Origin of the sequence: Sphingomonas sp. AX6 (genome assembly GCF_902506605.1) — a bacterium.
GTDB lineage: Bacteria > Pseudomonadota > Alphaproteobacteria > Sphingomonadales > Sphingomonadaceae > Sphingomonas.
The window spans coordinates 1,206,642-1,227,151 of record NZ_LR733979.1 but is presented as its reverse complement, the minus strand read 5'-3'; the positions used below and the strand labels follow the sequence as shown (position 1 = coordinate 1,227,151).

Annotated in this window: 18 protein-coding genes and 1 tRNA gene; 4 read left to right on the top strand and 15 right to left on the bottom strand. The window is 60.5% G+C overall.

Annotation, left to right across the window (positions count from 1 at the left end; all coding sequences use genetic code 11):
* Positions 1-7: 7 nt before the first annotated feature.
* A complete protein-coding gene (locus ENHY17A_RS06015) occupies positions 8-2,368 on the top strand; it encodes a heavy metal translocating P-type ATPase (protein WP_443018289.1) in 2,361 nt (786 codons plus the stop codon).
* On the top strand, positions 2,365-2,754 hold the full coding sequence (locus ENHY17A_RS06010; RefSeq protein WP_159711000.1) for a MerR family transcriptional regulator: 390 nt from the start codon (positions 2,365-2,367) through the stop codon (positions 2,752-2,754). Before ENHY17A_RS06015 ends, ENHY17A_RS06010 begins: the two co-directional genes overlap by 4 nt.
* A gap of 28 nt (positions 2,755-2,782) precedes the next feature.
* On the opposite strand, the gene ENHY17A_RS06005 is transcribed toward ENHY17A_RS06010, so the two are convergent.
* The 7 genes from ENHY17A_RS06005 to ENHY17A_RS05975 all read right to left on the bottom strand — a co-directional run bounded on the left by ENHY17A_RS06005 (position 2,783) and on the right by ENHY17A_RS05975 (position 11,331).
* Positions 2,783-3,271 carry a nuclear transport factor 2 family protein gene (locus ENHY17A_RS06005; RefSeq protein WP_159710998.1) on the bottom strand — a complete coding sequence of 163 codons (489 nt, stop codon included), beginning with the start codon at positions 3,269-3,271 and terminating at the stop codon, positions 2,783-2,785.
* A gap of 329 nt (positions 3,272-3,600) precedes the next feature.
* Positions 3,601-4,473, bottom strand: coding sequence for a hypothetical protein (locus ENHY17A_RS06000; RefSeq protein WP_159710996.1), 873 nt, complete (start codon positions 4,471-4,473; stop codon positions 3,601-3,603).
* Between the two features lie 55 nt (positions 4,474-4,528).
* Positions 4,529-5,062 (bottom strand): hypothetical protein, encoded by a 534-nt coding sequence (locus tag ENHY17A_RS05995; protein WP_159710994.1) that lies wholly within the window; start codon positions 5,060-5,062, stop codon positions 4,529-4,531.
* An 88-nt stretch (positions 5,063-5,150) separates the two neighbouring features.
* On the bottom strand, positions 5,151-6,083 hold the full coding sequence (locus tag ENHY17A_RS05990) for an AAA family ATPase (RefSeq protein WP_159710992.1): 933 nt from the start codon (positions 6,081-6,083) through the stop codon (positions 5,151-5,153).
* On the bottom strand, positions 6,083-6,745 hold the full coding sequence (locus ENHY17A_RS05985; RefSeq protein ID WP_159710990.1) for a hypothetical protein: 663 nt from the start codon (positions 6,743-6,745) through the stop codon (positions 6,083-6,085). The genes ENHY17A_RS05990 and ENHY17A_RS05985 overlap by 1 nt, the downstream gene beginning before the upstream one ends.
* A gap of 47 nt (positions 6,746-6,792) precedes the next feature.
* The gene (locus tag ENHY17A_RS05980; RefSeq protein WP_159710988.1) at positions 6,793-7,557 is read right to left on the bottom strand and encodes a ribonuclease H-like domain-containing protein; all 765 of its coding nucleotides are present in this window, start codon (positions 7,555-7,557) and stop codon (positions 6,793-6,795) included.
* A gap of 351 nt (positions 7,558-7,908) precedes the next feature.
* Entirely contained in the window at positions 7,909-11,331 is a 3,423-nt protein-coding gene (locus ENHY17A_RS05975) for a MobA/MobL family protein (RefSeq protein ID WP_159710986.1), read from the bottom strand.
* 376 nt (positions 11,332-11,707) lie between these two features.
* On the opposite strand from ENHY17A_RS05975, the gene ENHY17A_RS05970 reads away from it, so the two are divergent.
* Positions 11,708-12,718, top strand: coding sequence for a hypothetical protein (locus ENHY17A_RS05970; protein WP_159710984.1), 1,011 nt, complete (start codon positions 11,708-11,710; stop codon positions 12,716-12,718).
* A gap of 225 nt (positions 12,719-12,943) precedes the next feature.
* On the opposite strand, the gene ENHY17A_RS05965 is transcribed toward ENHY17A_RS05970, so the two are convergent.
* From ENHY17A_RS05965 to ENHY17A_RS05955, 3 genes are all read right to left on the bottom strand, one after another.
* On the bottom strand, positions 12,944-15,016 hold the full coding sequence (locus ENHY17A_RS05965; protein WP_159710982.1) for an integrase: 2,073 nt from the start codon (positions 15,014-15,016) through the stop codon (positions 12,944-12,946).
* Positions 15,017-15,129: 113 nt separating this feature from the next.
* Positions 15,130-15,204 (bottom strand) — tRNA-Gln (locus ENHY17A_RS05960).
* 61 nt (positions 15,205-15,265) lie between these two features.
* Complete coding sequence (locus ENHY17A_RS05955) at positions 15,266-16,357, bottom strand: branched-chain amino acid aminotransferase (protein ID WP_159710980.1); 1,092 nt, start codon at positions 16,355-16,357, stop codon at positions 15,266-15,268.
* Between the two features lie 80 nt (positions 16,358-16,437).
* On the opposite strand from ENHY17A_RS05955, the gene ENHY17A_RS05950 reads away from it, so the two are divergent.
* The gene (locus ENHY17A_RS05950; protein ID WP_159710978.1) at positions 16,438-16,947 is read left to right on the top strand and encodes a MarR family winged helix-turn-helix transcriptional regulator; all 510 of its coding nucleotides are present in this window, start codon (positions 16,438-16,440) and stop codon (positions 16,945-16,947) included.
* 281 nt (positions 16,948-17,228) lie between these two features.
* Here the strand turns inward: ENHY17A_RS05950 and ENHY17A_RS05945 are convergent, their stop codons facing one another.
* The 5 genes from ENHY17A_RS05945 to ENHY17A_RS05925 all read right to left on the bottom strand — a co-directional run bounded on the left by ENHY17A_RS05945 (position 17,229) and on the right by ENHY17A_RS05925 (position 20,495).
* Positions 17,229-17,843, bottom strand: coding sequence for a hemerythrin domain-containing protein (locus ENHY17A_RS05945; RefSeq protein WP_159710976.1), 615 nt, complete (start codon positions 17,841-17,843; stop codon positions 17,229-17,231).
* A 215-nt stretch (positions 17,844-18,058) separates the two neighbouring features.
* Positions 18,059-18,838, bottom strand: coding sequence for a pyrroline-5-carboxylate reductase (gene proC / locus ENHY17A_RS05940; RefSeq protein WP_201296346.1), 780 nt, complete (start codon positions 18,836-18,838; stop codon positions 18,059-18,061).
* A 17-nt stretch (positions 18,839-18,855) separates the two neighbouring features.
* Positions 18,856-19,359 (bottom strand): YbjN domain-containing protein, encoded by a 504-nt coding sequence (locus ENHY17A_RS05935; RefSeq protein WP_159710972.1) that lies wholly within the window; start codon positions 19,357-19,359, stop codon positions 18,856-18,858.
* A gap of 109 nt (positions 19,360-19,468) precedes the next feature.
* On the bottom strand, positions 19,469-19,774 hold the full coding sequence (locus ENHY17A_RS05930; protein ID WP_159710970.1) for an accessory factor UbiK family protein: 306 nt from the start codon (positions 19,772-19,774) through the stop codon (positions 19,469-19,471).
* 166 nt (positions 19,775-19,940) lie between these two features.
* Positions 19,941-20,495 (bottom strand): TspO/MBR family protein, encoded by a 555-nt coding sequence (locus tag ENHY17A_RS05925; protein ID WP_159710968.1) that lies wholly within the window; start codon positions 20,493-20,495, stop codon positions 19,941-19,943.
* Positions 20,496-20,510 lie beyond the last annotated feature (15 nt).

Below are 20,510 nucleotides of genomic sequence, written 5' to 3'. Positions count from 1 at the left end.
CGACTCGATGACCCATTCCGACCACCACGGCCATTCGGGACAGGTTTGCCGTAAGACGGAGGATGCCGCTTCCTCCATGCCGTTGGTAACCGATCCGGTATGTGGGATGACCGTCGATCCCACCAAAACTCTCCATCATGCGGCGTATGATGGCAGTGATTATCATTTCTGCAGCGCCGGATGCCGCACCAAATTCGTCGCCGATCCCGAGAATTATCTCGGCGTTGCCCCGCGTTCCGAACCCACGGCCACGCCCGGCGCAATCTGGACGTGCCCGATGCACCCCGAAATCCGGCAGGAGGGTGCGGGCACTTGTCCAATCTGTGGAATGGCGCTCGAGCCGGAGGAACCGTCGCTCGACGACGCACCCAACCCCGAACTGGTCGATTTCACCCGGCGCTTCTGGGTGTCGGCGGTCCTTGCGGTGCCGCTGTTGATCGTGTCGATGATCGCCGAGATGCTGGGACTTCAAATCGTTAGCCCGACCGCATCGCCTTGGGTTCAACTAGCGCTGACCGCGCCGATCGTGCTGTGGGCGGGCAAGCCCTTCTTCGAACGCGGCTGGGCTTCGATCCGGACGCGCCATCTCAACATGTTTACGCTGATCGCGATCGGCGTCGGTGCCGCCTTCCTTTACAGTCTTGTCGCGACGTTTGCGCCGGGCCTCTTTCCGCCGACCTTCCGAATGCATGGTGGGATGGTGCCGGTCTATTACGAGGCGGCGGGCGTGGTCGTGACGCTCGTGCTGCTTGGGCAAGTGCTGGAATTGCGTGCGCGCGCCGCAACCGGTCGAGCCATCCGTGCTCTGATGGACCTCGCACCCAAGACCGCGCGGCGGGTCGGTGCCGATGGTTCGGACGAAGAAGTGCCGCTGGGGGATGTGGTTGGCGGCGACCGGCTGCGTATCCGGCCGGGCGACGCGATCCCAGTCGACGGCGTTGTGGTCGAAGGTCGCTCAACGGTCGATGAATCGATGCTAACCGGCGAACCTGTGCCGGTAGGCAAAACTGTGGACGATGCGCTCACCGGCGGCACCGTCAATGGAACGGGCAGCATGATCATGGAGGCACGCGCCGTCGGGTCAGACACGATACTGGCCCGGATCGTGCGGATGGTCGCCGAAGCGCAACGCAGCCGCGCGCCGATCCAGGCGGTGGCAGACCGCATTTCCGGTTGGTTCGTGCCGCTGGTCGTGGCGATTGCGCTTGGCGCATTCATCGTTTGGAACTTCGTCGGCCCCGAGCCGCGCTTCGGCCATGCGTTGCTGAACGCGATCGCGGTTTTGATCATCGCCTGTCCGTGTGCGCTTGGCCTGGCTACGCCCATGTCGATCATGGTCGGGACCGGTCGTGGTGCGCACGCCGGCGTGCTCATCAAGAATGCCGAGGCGCTTCAAGCGTTCGAAAAAGTCGATACGCTCGTAATCGACAAGACCGGCACGATCACTCAGGGCAAACCGAAACTCGTCGCCATCGAACCGCTTGGGGAATTTGATGTGGACACGCTCCTGGGGCTTGCCGCCGCGGTCGAGGGACAGTCGGAGCATCCACTTGCGCACGCGATCGTCACAGCGGCGGAGGAACGCGAACTGGTGATCGGTCGGGTGGAGAATTTCGATTCTCAGACGGGTCTTGGCGTCAGTGCTGCGGTAGATGGCAGAATGGTGGTCATCGGTAATGCCGCCCAACTTCGGCGTGTTGGCGCCGATCCGACGAAACTCGAAGCAGCGGCTTCTCCGCATCGTGAAGCGGGCGCGGGTGTGATGTTCATTGCTGTCGATGGCGCGCCCGCCGGTCTGCTGGCTGTTGCCGATCCAATCCGGGACAATGCACGCGAGGCGTTGGAGGCGTTGCGCGCCGAAGGCTTGAAGATCGTGATGCTCACCGGCGATAACCAGGCGACCGCCGAAGCTGTGGCGCAAGCAGTCGGCGGCCTTGATGAGGTTCATGCCGACCTGCGGCCCGAAGACAAGGCAAGGATCGTGGGCGAGCTAAAGAGCGCCGGTGCTCGCGTGGCGATGGCTGGCGACGGGATCAACGACGCGCCCGCGCTCGCGGCCGCCGACGTCGGGCTTGCCATGGGCACGGGAACCGACGTCGCCATCGAAAGCGCCGGCATGACCCTCACGCGCGGCGATCTCTCGGCCATTGTGCGGGCGCGCAAGCTTGCTCGCGCGACGATGGGCAACGTGCGCCAGAACCTGTTTTTCTCGTTCCTGTTCAACGGAATCGGCGTGCCGATCGCAGCGGGAGTGCTCTATCTGCCGTTCGGCATCCTGATGTCGCCGATGTTCGCAGGCGCAGCGATGGCGCTTTCGTCGTTCACCGTCGTTGCCAACGCGCTGCGGCTCAACCGGGTCAAGCTGTGAACATCGGCGCGGCATCACGCGCAAGCGGCGTGTCGCAACGGATGATACGACACTATGAAACAATAGGCCTGATCCCCGCACCCCAAAGGCGCGACAGTGGTTATCGCGATTATTCGAAGGCTGACCTTCACCGATTGCGATTTATCGCCAATGCCCGCGATCTTGGCTTTCCGATCGGCGAGATCGCCAGTCTGCTCGACTTGTGGGCCAACGACCGCCGAGAAAGCGCCGAGGTGAAGGCGTTGGCACTTGCCCGCGCTGACGGGCTCGGACGCAAGGCACGGGCGCTCGGCGCAATGCAGGCCACGCTGCTCCATCTCGCTGAACGCTGCACTGGAGACGTTCGACCCGACTGCCCGATACTGGATGGGCTTGCTGATCGCTAGGCCGGGCGAGCGCCCGGTTTATGCCGAGTTACTTCACATCCGCGGACGACCAGTGGATATGAACGATCTGCCACGCATCGCCCGTCCGACGGAGCACCATCGTTTCGGTCGACAGGCTATTGATCGCTCGATCCCTGTATGTGCCACTCGTCTTCGCTTCGGAGGCGATCCACGCCATGTTGCCGGCCGCATGACCCGACCGGCGCGTCACCGAGCGTTTTGTGGCCTTGGCGAACGCCGCGTCGGCGGACAGGTGATGTGATGCGTATTCGGCCTTGTCGCGCTCGACCCGACCGCTTTCATAGACCAGCGCATCGGAGGCTAGCGATGCCAGCGCCGCCGCCTTGTCACCCGACTGCAAAGCCTCGTGGAAGGCATCGACGACCATCGCTGCGTCGCGCACTTCGGGTGCGAGCTGGGCGGAAGCTGCCGATGCCGGGGGACGAAGCTGGGCCGCGGCCGGAGCCGTGGAAATCGCCACGACAGCCGCCGCTGAAATAATGAGACCAAAGCGCATCGAATATCCCCTCATGCCAAGCCGTGTTTTCGGCCCTTCAGCATATATTACGCAAGCGAGCCGCCATCCCCTCACACCGCTCGCAATATCGCGGCGTGGGAGAGTCTAGCGACTTCACCGAGTTCGGCTTCGATCTCCGCCCGCGGCAGGGGTCGATAGCCGTCCTTAAGCGTAATCGGGCCAGACATGATGGGTCTTACCTACTCATGCGCCGGATTGAAATTTTGCAGACAGCCTGTCCGAATTTTCTTCAAACGGCGCATGATTTGGTGGGGCCAGCCTCGTCATCTTTTCGAGGCTAAACCCCACACGTAAATCATCCCTGAACTTCAGGCGGCCTCGTCCAGCCAAGGTGCCAAGGCTTTCGCATCGTTGGCGGCCTTCGCGATGCTGGCTTTGAAGCGCGCCAAACGATGCGCTTCAAGAGCGGGGATGTAACTTCGCCGACTGCGCAGTTCGATGACGCGGCGAAGGATGCGATCTTCCACCGCCTCCACGGGAATGCGTCCGTCGTTCAGAGTCCGCCAGCGGGCGAGCAGGCACGCGGTTCCCATAGCGTCGATTTCGCATGCCTGTTGCACGCCTTCCCAACATCCGGCGTAAATCATTTGTGCGATCGCGAATGCCGGCGCCGTAATCTTTGCTGGAATATCCATGGCCGCCAGTACCTCGGCCAAGTGTATCGGCTTCATTTTCATCCCAGCAGTGTAGGCATGTGCAAGATCGAGATGGCGCGATTTGTGATAGCCGCCGTGTGCCAACCACCCCCAGCCACGGGGCAAACTTAAGCCGTGTCGCATGCACCCGCTTATCAAGATGGGGATGTCATGCGCGAGACCAGCCCACGTGCAGATTTCGGCATTTTGCGGGGTGTCTGCCAGCACCTGCAATATGCCAGTCAGAACGCTGCGCTCGTCATAATCCGGCGCAGACAACGTGACGAAGCGGCTGACGTCGATACCCCCTTGGTCGTCTTCGACAAGGACCATCATCGATGCCGTGGTGACGGTCTGAAAAGTCCAGCGCGGTGTCGTTAGCGGGTCTTCGCTGCGCTGATATCCGCGGCGGATTGGCTTGTCGTCAGATGGAACCCAGCGTTCCATGGATTGATAGCGCTTATGCGCGGTGTCGTCGATCACAGCGGATTCGAGGTCGAGAACGATCCAGCAGCGTGGCGCGCGGGTAGTGATTGTGTCGGTCATTATTTGGTCTCCGGGCATAAATAGCGGCGGGCACTCCGGGTACCCGCCGCGGGGGTCAGCCAAAGCGGACGATGGTTTCGGCCGGCGCGGGTCGTTCGACGGGTGCGCCGACGGGCACATGGCGGTTTTGCTCAAGCAACGTGGTGCGGAGGTTTTTGGCCAATGCCTTGATCCGCTTCATCGCCAGCAGGCGTCCCTTTCCTGGGGCCTGGGGTTTGCCTGCTGCACGCACCAGCGATCCGCGCGCATCAATAGCAAAATGCTCGTCCTGCGTGGTGCTGATCAAGATAACCGGGGAGCCGTCGTTGGCGACATAAGGAACGACCCGGTCCACAATGTCGACGCTGTCGATCATGCGATAGGCGATCGTAAATCCGGATGGCTCACGCGCGCTCTCGCTTGCCCATCCCGAATAAATCACGTCCTTGCCGAGCGCAGTCGCGATCCGACCGATTTCGATACCGTTCTCGACATCCATTGGCCGTCCGCTGGTAAAAGCCAGGCAATCGTTAGCCGGTGCGTAGGGCGGCCATCCCATCGTTTGCCGCAGGGCGAGCATGATATTTTGCCGGTTCAGTTGTACATTCATTGTTCGTTTCCTCTTTGGTGACGGCCTGCAGGCCGGAGCTTTTTTCCGTCTCTCACGGTGCCCACCGTCACCTTTCCCTTTCAGTCCTTCAGTTGATCGTTCGCGGTGTGTACCGGACCGACACCGCCACCAGCGTTTCGATTGCCCGCCGCAATCGGCGGACCGAACGCGTGTTGCGAAACAGGCGCAGCAACATTGCTTCTGCAGGCTTTTCGATGTGCGGCAGTGCCAAGGGTGGAAGCCCAAGATCGCGAGCGACCGCCTGCCACAGACTGGCAAGGACCAGTTCGGCATGGTCAGGCCTGGGGCCGGTCACCTCCACCACATCGACGCGAGACAGCAGCGGTGCCGGAAGACGAGCAATGCTGTTTGCGGTCATGACCCAGTTGATATGCGAAAGGTCGATCTCAGCGGCGAGGCATCCGTCGAAATAGCGGCGGGCGGTCGATCGTTCGGTTAGTCCGAGCAACGTCGCCACTGGATCGCCCAGTTCGCCAGCGGCCGCCTTGTCGATTTCGTCGATGACGATAACCGGGTTGGCGGTACCAGTTCGAAGCATTGCGGTGGCAGGCAGACACGGTAGCGGGTGGCGATATCCGCGCGGATTCCCGGCCAGTTCAGCGTTGTTGCTGACGCCTGCAAAGCTGAGGATCGCGTCACCGCAACCCGACAATTTGCCCAACGCGCGTGCGAAATGCGTCTTGCCTGCGCCACTGGGCCCGACCAGCAACAGGGGCCGAACCGCGAGCCATGGCTGACCTGCCCACAATTGCATCTCGGCTTGTTCGGCGATGCGGTCGATCGCCGGCTGCATCCAAGGTGCTTCCGCACGCAAGGCGGCAGCGATGCGTGGTTCTGATCCGCCACGGGCTTGCGCAATTGCCGATGCACCCGCCAACGGCAGATGCGAAGTTAGTGGCGCGTACATCTCGCTGATCGAAGCGATCCAGTCGTTGCCCTCATTGCCGTCGGACGGAATCGATACGCACGGTCGGACATGCGGTTTGTGATTGATGATCATCACAGCCGCACCTCCGCGTCCGGGGTCGCGCTCCAAGCGTCGGTTGCCGCGATCAAATCCCCGACGTCATCACGGCCTTGCAGCCACAGTCGAAACGTTGAGACTGCGCGCGCTGCAAGGTGTTCCCGGATGTCAGCGTGGCAACCGGTGCTGTGTGCATGATGCAGTTCGTCTTTTGCCATAGGGCTGAACGGCAACCCGGCAGAATGCATGACCGCGTCGAAAGAACTGGCTTTCGATCCGCCGTGCTGTTCCGCCACATCGATCACCTCACCTTCGAACGCGCGATCGAGTGCACGCAGCAGCCGGGCGGCGGTCATAGTGTCGCGGGCTGTTTCGCATGCGGAGATCAGCGACGGCACGACGATGTCTTCGGCCCGCCAAAGCAGCAGTCGCGCAGGCGCAACTTCCAGACGCTTGGCCAGCCACGCCATGGTTTCAGCCGCATCGTCGGTGACGGTGGTGCTGTGTGCAGCCAGATCGAACGCAGCCGAGCCGAATCGATCGGAGCACGTCAGGATTGATGCGCCGACCAATAGCGTGCGCGCTGGGCGATCGCGGCAAGCATGTTGGTGGATCCACGCGGTGGAGAGGGCGATAGTATCAGTGGTCATAAACTTACCTCGAAATGAAAAGGCCCGGAAATGAAAAGGCCCGGCCATCGCAGGGATGACCGGGCCAAAAGGGCGTTGGCGGTAGTGATGAGAGATCAGTGGGTGGCGAAGCTGCGCTCCTCTACTTCGCGACGAAAGCGGTTGGTCAGCCGTTCCAGAGCCGCGGCGATGTCAGCCTTGAGCGAACGCGGGCGACACCAACGGGTGAGCGAACACTCCACGAACGCAGACAGGTGATGCAGCTCAGGCGTTGCTTGGATGTGCCGCGCCAGCGCGGCCATCGGTTGGGTGACCAGGGCCTCTTCACCTGCGCGCGATGCGGACCAGGCAAAATAGAGGGCCATCGTCGCAACGGCGTCCTCGGCCACATATTGGCGGATGCGCTCATGTTCACCGGCCGCCCACAGCGCGGCAACGTCGCCGCCCCCAATGTCGGTTTTAACCGGAATGCCAACCTCGTCGGCGATCGCCGACAACGAGACCTTGCGTCCGTAACTGGCATAAAGATCGGCAAGATCAGCGTGATCGCCGCCGTAACGGTGAGCTGCGGCATGGTCGCCAAGCGCTTTGGCGTCCCAGATTCGACAGCGCTGGGCTGTCAGCCGGAGTACCAGCGCGTCGAATTGAGCGGAATTATATCCGGTAATGACTTCCGCAGATGCCATTCGTCGGTCTGCCGCCTGGACGAGATCGGCTTCGGTTGTGGCATCGCCGAGTACCAGCGCTTCAATATCGAAACTCCAATTGCCGTCGTGGCGTTTTGCCGCTGCAAAACCAATCGCGACCGGACGGTGGGTTGGCCAGGGCGGAAAAGAGCCATCCGGCATCGCTGGAGCGATGGTTTCGATGTCATAGGCCAAGACGGAATTGCCGACGCGAGCCGGCGGGCGCTGAGAAACGCGCATGATATACCTCATTTACAGTAGTTGCGGCCATTGGCCGCGGGCGCGATCAGAGCGCTGAGGCGGTGCTGAATTCAGCTTTTTCCTCTCAGGATCCTGATCACAGGCCGATCTCGATCGGCTTTTCCACGCTAGGGACAAAAAAAGCGACTGCTTTCCATCCCAAGCATTAACGAGATGTAGGCCACACCAGTGCCCCGCACATTAGGTATTTAGTGGTCCGCGCGGACGATTAAACGCAAAGTGCGAGTATGGAGTCGACTTCTTATGCTAGCGCTTGGCGGCGAAACGCTGCAAAGGTTTGACCGGTTACCTTCCGCGCTGCCAAGCGGCAATTTGTGCCGCTCGACGTGCTGCTTCACCATGCAGTATGTCCTTACTGATTGGTGCCTCAGGCTCCACCCGCTCTTGGGGCTGTACCGCATTGATCTGCTCGGGTTCTACTGCCGGGGACGAAACAGCTGGGAGCGATTGCTCCGAAACGCCCGGCAGTTTCAAATCATCATAGAGGGTTTTCAGGCGTTCCTGCACGGCTGGTGCTGCGCTGTGGAACCGCAGCAGCTCGACTAATGCGGCCGGCGCCTCTCCGCCGAGCGTTATGAGGCCATCTTTTTCAATAAGATTGAGCGGATTGAGCTTCGCATGGTTCCGCACCTGCTCGACAGCTCGATCAACCTGCACGCCAACCCGCACAGCTAAGTACGCGTTGCGCTGCAGCGCAACGACCATGCCCGGTGCAACTTTAGCTGCCACCAAGGATTCGCGATCGATTAGGTTGTTCGGATCAAAGGTAAGTCGCGCAGAGCGTGCGACGAGATCGCGCGCGACTTGTGCGGGGTCCAAAGATTTTTGCGGCGCAGTTTGAATGCTTTCCGGCGCTCTAACCTCGGAGCGCACTGGCGGATTATCCCTTGCCCTAATCGGCCGTTCCGCCGAGCCTCCGACGGGTGAGGCGGACGGCGGCGGGTCGAACGCTGCCGACGCGTCCGTCGGCAATTTTGGAGCAGGGGGCGTCGTCTCTGATACTAGCGTCGACGGGGTCCGCTCTTGTGCTGCTAGCACATTGATTATGGACGACCGGGGCATGGAGCCGACTCCCGAACGATGGGCCTGTTCGGGATAGAAAACCGCATGAAGGGCTGCTTCTATCTCCGGACTGTCTTGGTAACGATAGAACGCGCTTGCCAGTTCAGGCGCAACATCAACGAGAGTGCGTCGACTACGCCCGCCGATATTCCGCGTACTGAGCAAGAGACGGTGCGCCGGCAGCTGTCGAACCACGTTTGCGATGTCCTCCTGCTGGCGGCGGTACAGGATCCCGAGCTCGGCCTGGACCTTTGCAGCAGCAAGTTCGATCGGTGCATTGATCTCATTGACCGAAAAGCCGGTGTCGTCCTTCAGAATCAGCGGACGAGCTTTACCGACAAGTTGGAGCCACTTCTCCACCTGACCGGCGGGCGCGGCTGCGGAAGGGATAGCTGCAGCGATGGGGACCGCAGGGTTAATCGCGGGTGCGTTGACAAGGTCGGCCAGCCTGCCCTCCGCCCGCTGGGCGTTCCCACGGAGAAACTTCGCCTCGGTGATGCAATCGGAAGCAGTCTGGCGGTCATCGCGGAGCGCAACGTTTAGAAAATCAAGATACCGATCGGCGGCAGCGGTGATGTCGGCGCGGTATCGACGTTCGCGCGGTAATCCTGCGGACGCATCGGCATCAATCGCCCGAACGAGTTGGCTGTTTATTCGCCTAAGATTGGCGGCGCGCGAAGTCGCCCGGTCATCCGAATGGCGAAGGCTTGCGGCGAGATAATCCAAGTCAGCGGCGGCGATCAGATTCCGCTCAAACTCCACCATAGGTTCGGCGTTGTCGCTTGCCGATCGGCCGGCGAAGCGGCGCTTCCACTCCGACGTGCGTCGCGTCGCGTCCGCGTAAGCGTTTGCGCGCGCCTCTTCTATCTGTCCCATAATCGCTTGGGACTGCCGCGCTTCGTTGCGTCTGCCGGCGGCGGTCACCGTGCCTCTCGCTTCGGTGGCAGCCTGTCGAGTACCGAGATGCTCCTGCGGATCGGCAATGATGCCCATATCTTCATGGCGGCGGGGATCGACCCGCCGCGCAACGCCATATTTTGTGAGCTGGACGTTGGTGTGCTTGGCGAAGCTGCGGCGAAGTCGCATCAGCCAAGCCTGGGTGCTTACCGTTGTGACCTTCTTCTGGCGCAATGGCCACCGTTCACGGTTTGCGCGATCCTTTTTCACCGTCGCTGCGGTGAAGTCCCACATACCGACCTCGAGACCGCTAATATCGTGCTCGTTTCGTCCAAGTTCGCTGATCTGCGCTGCGGTAATGCGGGCGCAAGGCCGGTCGTAATAGACGAGGTGGAAATGCCAGTTCTTTTCATTGTTGGTATGATCTGGCGCGTGCATTACTGCGACGAAGGGAAGGCGAAGGCGATGAAACTCTTCGCAAAAGCCTTGCAGTATCTGCACCTTGCCTGTCATTGGCAGTTCGTCTGGCAGCTCGCCGACGATGCGGTACTGAACGCGACCGTCCCGACCATCATGGAATTTAACGAAAGCCTCGGTATCAGGGCTCGTTACTTCATCATCTTTCGCCCTACGCCGTTTGCGGTCGACGTTCCAACCGTCTTGCTGTTTTAGAAACGCCCGCATCTCCTTTCCAGAATCGATTTTGAAGCGAGCGATCTTGTCGTGGTCGACGCACTTATATTGGTCGCGCAGCAGTTGAGGACAATTTGGCTGAATGACCGCTTCGCGCCAAAAGGCCGCATTATCATTGAAGCGACAGGACATTTCGTCGCCTTGAGATGACCGCTCGTGCTTTTCGACGAGTGTCCAGAATTCGGCTCGCTTGTCCGGATCGGCGTCGATGTTGGTAAACAGCACGCGATCGCCGTCCGGTTGGATCGCTACCGCGCCCCCGCGGACGATGTAGCGATCGTGACCGGATGGCGATTGGGTGTTTACTCTGTCCGTTTTGCTCGCATTGCTGCCCTTGCCGGGCCGCGGCTGTCGCACAGCGGAAAGGACCTCCCCGGCGTCCATGGATAGCGACGCAACTGCATGCAGAAGCAATTCAGGCTGTCGTCCGCGACGAACCAGTTCGAAGCCGGACAGGAGACGCAGATCGGCACCGGATTCGGCATCATCTCCGGATGCGAAGTCGCGAGGGATCTCAAAGTCTCGCTGTAGAAAGGATCTTCCGGCGTCAGTTCCCTCGGATCGACCACCGGCTCCACCGGCGGCAAATCCGTCTTTTTTGTCTGTTTCACGTTCGTACTCCTCATTGCCGGCGCTGGGCGCTGGCTCGACTGAGGGAGATGCCGCAATGGCTGGATCGTCAGCGAGTGCCTGGATCGCCACCGCTGTTTCGCGTTCGACATATCTGGCGTGCGCTCTCGCCGCCCCTGGCCGGTTGCGACGACCGTCCTCCATCTGCTCGGCCGATACCTTATTGATGAAGGAATGAGCGAAGTGGAATGACGTCGCCCCCTCGGCATTGGCCAGCCGGTGTTCACGCGTCATTGGTACGTGGAATTGGATCCGCTCTTTGGACCCTAACTCGCCTGTTCCTTTAACCTCACGCTGCGATCGCCAACCAATGATGCCAAGCGCATCGTCAGTGATCTCCGGCTCGCGCCCTTCACGCGACATGGCGTAGTTTCTGTCTGCCAGTTGCGCTCTGAGTTTGAGCTTGGTGATCCTGTCTTCAGTCACGGCACATCTCCCAGACGCGCACGATTGCGCGCCTGGTATGGTTTTCGGATCGTTAGCCTAACCTACCAAGTCGGCCCTAAAACCCGTTTTCTGACCGCAGAGAAAAGCGTTTTGGGAAATTGCCAACGGTCTTCAGTCGCCGTTTCTCAGGAATGGATTTTCCTTCAGCGGCACACCTGCCGATCGGCGCAGCTAAGTTGGCTTGCCAACTTAGCGGTAGTGCGCCTCCCCTTGCCGGCCCTCTTTCTTGCCGGCCACTTTCGATCGCCGACAAGCGGATCGCTTTTCCACGCCTGCCTCAAATGTCGTCTGGCGATCGGGTCGCTTAGCTTTTCGCCGCCGCCGTCCCATAACGTCGCATCAACAACATCAAAATATGTTTCAGGAAGATAGCCGCGATGAGAATTGGACCGAGCGCATGAGCAGGCCGCGTGAAATGGATAGAGCGGTGGACCGGCTGTTCGCACGATCACAACTCGCTCAGGCGGTTCCGGCACTGGAAATATTACGCACAGAATTGCGCGATAACACCACTCCGCTTGACCGTTCGATGGCGGAAGACCTGTTGCGCAAAGTGGTCGACGGTATCGAGCACGTCAGCGACGAGGCTTCGTTAAAGGCGCAGGTAGAGGGTGCCGTTGGAGACACTGTGGCGACCGCGATACTCAAGTACATCAAAGCTACGCAAACGAAGGCCAATGCTGCAACAGTGCGCTCCGCTATTGAACAAATGACAAAGGAGGCCGACAACGACCAATCGAAGGCGTTGCTTGATATCGTCCTAGCAACAACCCGCCCCGCCAAAATTCCGACTTATGCCGAGAAACTGCTCGACCGCATGTTGGCTAACGGGTTGACCAAAAATGGAACCACATCACGGCAAATAGGAGCCATTATTGATATCCTGGCCGATCAGAATTTTGGGAAAGGCAATAAAGGCACGACGACGCAGGCGAAACCTGCCCGCACGCATCCCGTCGCCGCAGCCTCTTGGATCGATCTGCCCGATCCGGTGCCAGGCTTCGTATTCCACCGTGAGAAGCGTTATAACGTATTGAACCAAGCAGTGATTGCGGCCGGTTTGCCGCCCGCTACCTCAATCGATTTCTTCGAGCCGGGGGGCGCGCTCGCGCTCGCCAATGCAGAGAACAATTCCGTTAGAGCCAAATTGGCATGGCGAGCGGTGGAATCCTGGCTCGCTCGCACAGGAGCGGAGGACCCCCACCTCGATGTCCATCGCAGGGGCGGGTGGACATTTCTCCTCGGACACGTCCACGGATTTCTTCCAGGCTTATCCACGTTCGACAACGTTAGGTTTGCATCACCACACGCTAGCGACGAAGTGATTTACGCCAAACGGGTGGCAGAGAAAGCGGAAGGCGATTGAGCAGGTTAAAGCGGAATGGAACTAGATTAGCTGCACCGGTCACGCTCAAATGATCAAATGCTCAAATTGTTACGGTTCCTAAGCGGTTTGAAGCCCAATCCGCTCTGCACGCGGCGATAGGAGAAGTTTGTATTTGAACATCGCCATCGCCAAGTCCATTCGATATATTGGCAGCTGGGCACCCGCCGTTCGCCATTTATTCCGACCTATCTTATAATTGGTAACTTAGTTTCGCTTCCGACGCCCGCCATGCTCGCGCGTCGGACGGGGCTTACGCAGAGGTGCGGGCAACAGCCTGATTTCTGTGCAGTTAGGTAAATGTTGAGTGACGTTTGGAATTCGAACGATAACGTCCTGAAGAACTTCAAGGCGCGTCGCACCAGCGTATCGTCCGGCATTCTCTCCGCCGAAGGCTTGACCAAGCAGATCGGCGCGAAACTCCTCAAACGTCTGAAGCATCTTGAGTTCGGTGCTGACCATATGGCGACCGCTATGAACGGCTTGTCCCGGGCGGACTAACGTCAGGCACGGCTTAATCTTTCCCCAAACCTGTTTGAAAAAGACGTCCCCTAGCGGCCTTCCGCTTCGGCCCGGAAGAATTTCCGGGAAGAGATATGCCTCACCCGCGTCACGCATTGCGTTGACGTAATCGAGAAAACCAAGGCGACGCAATTCTGCATGGATCGGCACGAGGCGCACGCTGCGCGCGGTCTTCACGGTCCCCGCGTGGGTCTTGCGGATATTAAAGTAGAAAATACCACATTCTTCGTCGATATCATCCACCAGAAGCTTGCAACACTCTTCTCGACGCATCCCCGAATACCAGACGATCATCATCACCCAATAGGCGGCATCGTGCCATATCGCGTCACCACTTTTGGGGCCAAAGCGGACATCAAGCGAGGTACTTCCGGTCCAAATCGCCAACGTGAACAGTTCTTTCCCCTGCTCAATCGTGTAGGGGTCGCGCTCATTACGGTCATCACGATCATCCTCTTCGAGAATGAAGTCTGAGAAGTCGAGCGGCGCCATGGGCGTTTTCGTCGCCATCCACAAGCATAGCTTTTTCAGGTTTGCGAAGTGTCGATTGACTGTACCGACATCTAGTCCGATGTCGATTTTCCTTTCCCCCTTGGCAACACGTGCTGCTGCCTCTTCGCAGATTTCATCAAGCGACATCGACTCGTGACGTGGCGACTTGTGATGTGTCGATGGCATGAGGTTAAGATGGTCATAGAAGGTGTTCAGGTCATTTTGTGTAGTTGCAGCCAAAGGCTTTCCGCCATTGGACTTTCCAAATAGATAAGGTGCAGCGCGAAATTGGCGCCGCTGGCTGTGCCCCCAAACCTTGGGCTGCGATTTTTTCTTCCCGTTAGCCGCCGTGACTTGGCCTTCGTTGTCTGCTCTTCCGCGGGCCTTTGGCTTGACGCTGAAATATGCATCCACCGCCTCAACCGGTGTCATCGAGGCGTATTTCTGCTGTTCCTCGGTCAAGCCTGAGCTTGACATCACCGGGGCGCTAAGGGGCTCAACGAGGGGGCTGGGCAGATTTGGATCGATTGGCACGTTATTTACAACGGGCACCGTCGCAATACCCGGGATGGCCCCTTTGACAAGTGTCGCCATCAACGCCACCGCATTGGCTGCCCCGCGAACGTTCGGATCAGTATAGGTCGCAGCTGCGATCGCCCGAGCCTCGCACATGATGCGTCGGGCATTCTCGGCTCGATCACCGGTCACAGCGATATCGACGCGCCCTAAAAGCTTTTGCGCTTCACTAAACAAAGTCTTTGGCAGGTCGCCGCTGCGCGACAGCATGGCGATCAGATGGGCGCGGGATTCGTCGTCGAGATTTGAAAAGCGCTCGTTGAAGCCGCCGACATACCCGATATCCATATAGTCGTCGAACCCATTTACGGCGAAATCGGCGTTAAGGGCGGCGTATATGCTGAGCATCTGTTCCATCCGCTTTTGGACGTCACCTTCGCCATCCTCCTGGATCGTCGTCTGCTGGTGGGCGAGCATGTTGCGATAACGGACTATTTCTTCTTGAAACAAGGTGGTTACCTGTTCCGCGGTTAGACCTTCGCGCTCAATTCGTTCGTAGAGGCTCATCCGTATATCCTCGCTCCCGCCAGTCAGGGCCGCACCACGCCTGCGGGCAATTCCCTGCTCCTTCGTTAAAAGGCTGACTGTTGTTGCGACCGTTATAGGCGGAAGGCTGCCCGCGGCGAAGCGGACGCGCCGCCGCCACCAATAGACGGCGCCGCGGCGTGTAACGTTTTCGATTGCTGGCATCAGGCACTGGCTCCACACACTGGTAGCAAGTGCAGCCACTGACACGCTTGATGCAGCCCGTAAGGCACGAAAAGCTGAGGTTTTTCGCGCCTTAGCTGAGGAAAATCAGGACCTGGCTGGGGCGGCAGGGATCGAACCTGCGAATGGCGGCATCAAAAGCCGCTGCCTTACCGCTTGGCGACGCCCCAGCAGGGTCCGGCGCTTATAGCGACCCCTTCGCGTGATGGAAGGGGTCGCGTGGGCCTTTTTCTAGAACAGGCGCTCGACCCATCCGTGCGGGTCGGGCGCTTCGCCGCGCTGGATCGCGACGAGCTGGTCGCGCAGTCGCGTGGTGACGTCGCCGGGGCCGCCATTGCCGATCGAAAAGCTCCAGTCGGGGGCAGAGACCTTGCCCACCGGGGTCACGACCGCCGCGGTGCCGCAGGCAAAGGTTTCGCGAAGGCGTCCGCTTTCTGCATCGGCCTTCCACTGGTCGATGGCATAGCGTTCCTCGCGCACCGTCATCCCTGCATCGCGCGCGAGCTGGATCACCGAATCGCGGGTGATGCCGGGCAGGATCGTGCCCGAGAGCGGGGGGGTGACCATCGACCCGTCGTCCATCACGAAGAACAGGTTCATGCCGCCCAGTTCCTCGACCCAACGGTGTTCGGCGGCATCGAGGAACACGACCTGATCGTACCCGCCTGCAATCGCTTCCGATTGAGGGAGCAGGCTGGCGGCGTAATTGCCGCCGCATTTCGCCGCCCCCGTGCCGCCGGGTGCGGCGCGGCTGTAATCCTGCGACACCCAAAGCGAGATCGACGGCGCGCCGCCCTTGAAATAGGCCCCCACCGGCGATGCGATCACCATGTAGAGATATTCCGAGGCGGGCTTCACCCCCAAGAACACCTCGCTTGCGAACATGAAGGGGCGCAGATAGAGCGCACCGCCCTCGACATGCGGTATCCAGTCGGCATCGGCCTTCACCAGCGCGCGCACCGATTCGAGGAACAGGTCTTCGGGCAATTCGGCCATCGCCATGCGGCGCGCGGATGCCTGAAACCGCCGGGCATTGGCATCGGCCCGGAACAAAGCCGCACCGCCATCGGGCAGGCGATACGCCTTCATTCCTTCGAAGATTTCCTGCGCATAATGCAGCACTGCGCAGGCCGGGTCGATCTCAATCGGGCCGCGTGCGGTGACCTTCGCATCGTGCCAGCCCTTGTCGGCCGAATAGCGGATCATCACCATGTGATCGGTGAAGATCTTGCCGAAGCCGGGATTGGCGAGCAGGCCTTTGCGCTCCGCGTCCGAACGCGGGTTCGGATGGGTTTCGATCGCGAAGGCGGGCGCGGCGGTCATGGACGGTCCTCTCGTGAAGCCCGAGCGCGTCCGGGCCGTAGCTTGCGGTGGCTTAGGGGGAGTGCCAGAACCGGTCAACAATGGCCTCCCCTTCCCCCACCGGCCCCATCCGTGCCGCATCCCCCCTGTTCCTGCGCGAAGCCGAGATCCGTCGCGGGATCGAATTGCTGTTCTTCGGATCGGCGCATCTGTTCCGCGCGATCGACGATGAATTGGATATGCAGGGGCTGGGCCGGGCGCATCAGCGGGCGCTGTATTTCATCGCGCGCAAACCCGACCTGACCGTGGGCGAATTGCTGCATATGCTGGCGATCACCAAGCAATCGCTGGGTCGGGTGCTGAACGATCTGTCGAAGCGCGAGCTGGTGGACAGCCAGCCCGGCCTGCGCGATCGGCGGCAGAAATTGCTAAGGCTGACAGCGGCGGGGGCGGAGCTGGAGGCGTCGCTCTACGACCGCCTGCGCGAAAAGTTGTCGAGTGCCTATGCCAGCGCAGGGCAAGGGTCGGTCACGGGTTTCTGGGGGGTGCTAGAAGGGCTGGTGCCGACCGAGGAGCGCGTCAGGATCGCCAATCTGGGGCGCGGGAAATGAGGAGAGCGGCGATGTGGTGCCGAGAGCAAATGATACGGGGATTTCGCGCAGGATTTCGTGACGGTTGGCACGACCAGCGGGCGGTTTACACGGGCACCGCGTTTGGAATTATCGCCGGTTTGGTCATGCTCTGGGTGCTGGCGACTCAATAAATTCCCCAATCGGGAAGTGAAAGCGCATAGCGCTGACGGAGCAGGGTTAGTCGCAGACGTTGCGTGTGCGGCAAACCCAATCCCCAATCCAGCGGATGGCCCCCTCCCCCGATGGGGGAGGAGTTAGGGTCAAGCTACCTTGAACCCTTCGCGGTTCATTGCGCTCGTCAGTTTCTTGTTTTCCTCGGGCGTCAGGCGCGCTTTCAGGGCGGGGAACAGGTGCTGTTCCTCTTCCTTCATATGCTTTTCGATATCGGCGCGAAAACGGCGGACGGTCGCGATCCATTGGCCCGATTCCCTCGGCGTGGTGTCGAGCGTGTAGAGATAGCGTTTCACGTCGCCATGTTCTTCGTTCAGCCGGTGCGCTGACGCTTCATCGTCGTCGGCGAGCCGAGCATAGATGACATTCTCTTCCTCAACCGCATGCTTCATCAGCGCATGTTTCAATTGCGTCAGCAGTACCGTGCGCTTGGTCGTGTTGCGCTCGTCGGTCGCCTCGATCGCGTCGAAGATTTTCAGAACCGCGCTGTGCTCGGCCGCCAGCGCCTCGTCCCAGTCGCCCGCGAGCAATGTCGGCGCTTGAACGGCAGCCTTGCGTCCGAGCATCGCCATGATGCCCAGCGCCGCGCCGCCTGCGACGGAAGCGGCCAGCACCTTGAAATTGGGAAGCCCGCGGTCGTCGTCGGCAACGAACTTGCCGTCATCGTCGCGGTCGGGGAGTTTTTGCTTGGTGGTCGCCATCATGTCCTCCTGGGGTTCGCTCGTTGGGTAAACGAGCGAGCCGCGAAGGACGTTCCGGCAAACGGGGAATGAATAGCCAGACACCTCTCCCCGCCCGCATTGAGCCTGTCGACCCCAAGGGCGGCGCAAGCCAAAAGCTGTCCTACTTGGAAGCGAAGAAAAGAGCAGTGCTTCGACAAGCTCAGCACGAACGGAATTTAGGGTCGCTTTGTCGCGGCTTACCGCGCGGCTTCGGCCATTTCCACGTTGCGGCGGCGGGATGCCTCCAGCGTCGCACGCATCAGCGATTTCAGCGCATCGTCCTTGTCGAGCACGTTCATCCCCTCGCGCGTCGAACCACCAGGACTGGCAACACGATCGGCGAGTTCGGCCGGGGTCGCGTCGTCGTTGCTGGCAAGCGTCGCCGCGCCTTCGACCGTTGCGGTCGCCAACCTCAACGCCTGATCCTCTGGCAATCCGATCGCCTTGCCCGCCTGTGCCATCGCATCGATGAAGCGATAGACGAAGCCGGGGCCACAGCCCGACAGTGCGGTGACCGAATCGAACAGTTCCTCACGGTCGATCCATTCGACCAGCCCGAGCGGTGCCATCAGCGCGTCCGCGTCGGCGCGCAAACCGGCATCGACATCGCTGCTGTAAAGCGCGACCACGCCCTTGCCGATCCCGACAGGCAGATTGGGCATGACCCGCACCACCGATTTCGACCCGAAGCGGCGGGCGAGCGCGGCTTCGTCGACACCGGCCAGGATCGAAAACAGGATCGGCACCGCTGCGAACCGGTCGCCGACATTTTCAGCCACCGCATCCAGAAGCTGTGGCTTGACCCCCAGCATCACCGCGTCGGGCGTATCGCCATCCGGTAACTCGGTCACATGCCTGACGCCGCCGGGAATCTGGGGTTGGCCGGGATCGATCACCGTCACCTTCGTGGGGTCGATGGCCCCGCCTGCCACCCATTGACGCAGCATGGCCCCTGCCATGTTCCCGCATCCGATCATCCACAACGACTGTATAATCAGGCTTCTCCTCTGGTTTCGACCATCGAGGCGGCAATCGCCTCCTTTGGGCTCTTCCCGCCCCACAACACGAACTGGAATACGGGATAAAAGCGCTCGCATTCGTCGATCGCGCTTTCGACCAGCATCTCGGCCTGGGCCAGCGTCAGCGTCGCTTCCTCCTCGCCGTCGATCATCGCGGCGTGGCGATAAAGCAGGATGCCGCTTGCCGACCACAGCTCGAAATGCCCGATCCACAACTGTTCGTTGACCAGGCTCAGCGTCTCGTAAAGCTGGCCACGGCGTTCCTCGGGTACACGTACATCGGGAAAGGCGAGAAATTGCAGGACGCTGTCGGCTTCGCGCCAGATCGCGCGCAGCTCATATTCCGCCCAGCTTCCCTTATACTTCGCGACGACTTCGTCCTCGTCGCGCTCATAGGTCCAGCCATGCGCCGAAAAATAGCTTTCGAGCATGTCGATGGGGGCGTCGCCGTCGCGCTCCAGCTCCGTTTCGTCGAGCATCAGCGGGCCTGTTTCACGTCAATCATTGCGGCGTAACATGCCAAAGATGCGCCCGCCCAACAAGGCAAGCGCACGGCAATGCGGCAATTTGCTGTGGAAAAGCGCAGGTTCAGGCTGCGTCCGTCGAATTGCTGCGCGGCTTTTTGGGCGCTGCGGTGGATGCAGCAACGCCGCCCAGCTTGGCTTCGAGCGCGTCGATCCGCGCCTTGAGCGCATCATTCTCGTCGCGCGCGGCAGCCGCCATCGCCTTGACCGCATCGAACTCGTCCCGCGACACGAAATCCATGCCGCCAATCCATTCCCGAGCCCGCTCGCGCGCACCCTGCTCTCCTTCGCGCGCCATGCCGGCGACGGTCCCGGCCGCGCCGTTCACGAACTTCACGAAATCGTCGAAAATGCGGTTCTGGCTTTGCATCATTGTCTCCAAGGGCGGCTGTACGCGCCCCGCCTCAAATCCGTTCGTGTCGAGTAGGGTTCGAGCAAAGTCGTGAACCCATATCGAGACAGCTCAAAGGCATCCCTCGATACGCCTTCTCGACAAGCTCGAAGGCTACTCGGGACCAACGGGTTAGGTTGGCGCCCTAAAGCCGTATCTGGGTAACGGGCGCGGGTCGTGCAACCCCTTCGGCGTCGGGGTTGAGCTGACCGATACCCCAGGTCAGGCAACCGGCATAGCTGATCCACACCATGTACGGCACCATCAGCCACGCGGCAGGCTTGCGGATACGGGCGAACAGGATTGTGACTGCGATCGACAGGATGAGCATCGCGACGATGATCCACAGTGCGAGTTGGATCTTGCCCGCACCGAAGAATACCGGGGTCCAGCTGAGGTTCAGGGCAAGCTGGACCAGGAACAGCGTGATCGCCAGTCCGCGCCCGCGCGACCCGCGCGCATTCAGGATCAGCGCCAGCGCCAGGCCGAGCATGATGTAAAGGCTGGTCCAGACAACGGGGAACACCCAGCCCGGCGGCGTACCCGCTGGCTTTACCAGTGCGGCGTACCAGGGATTGGCATCGCCGCTCGGCACCAATTGCCCCGATGCGAAGCCAAGCAGCACGACGAAGGGCACGGTCACGAACGCCCAGCGGAGGAACGACCAGCGAAGCTGGCTGCGCGATGCGATCTCACCCAAGCGGCATGTTCCTCT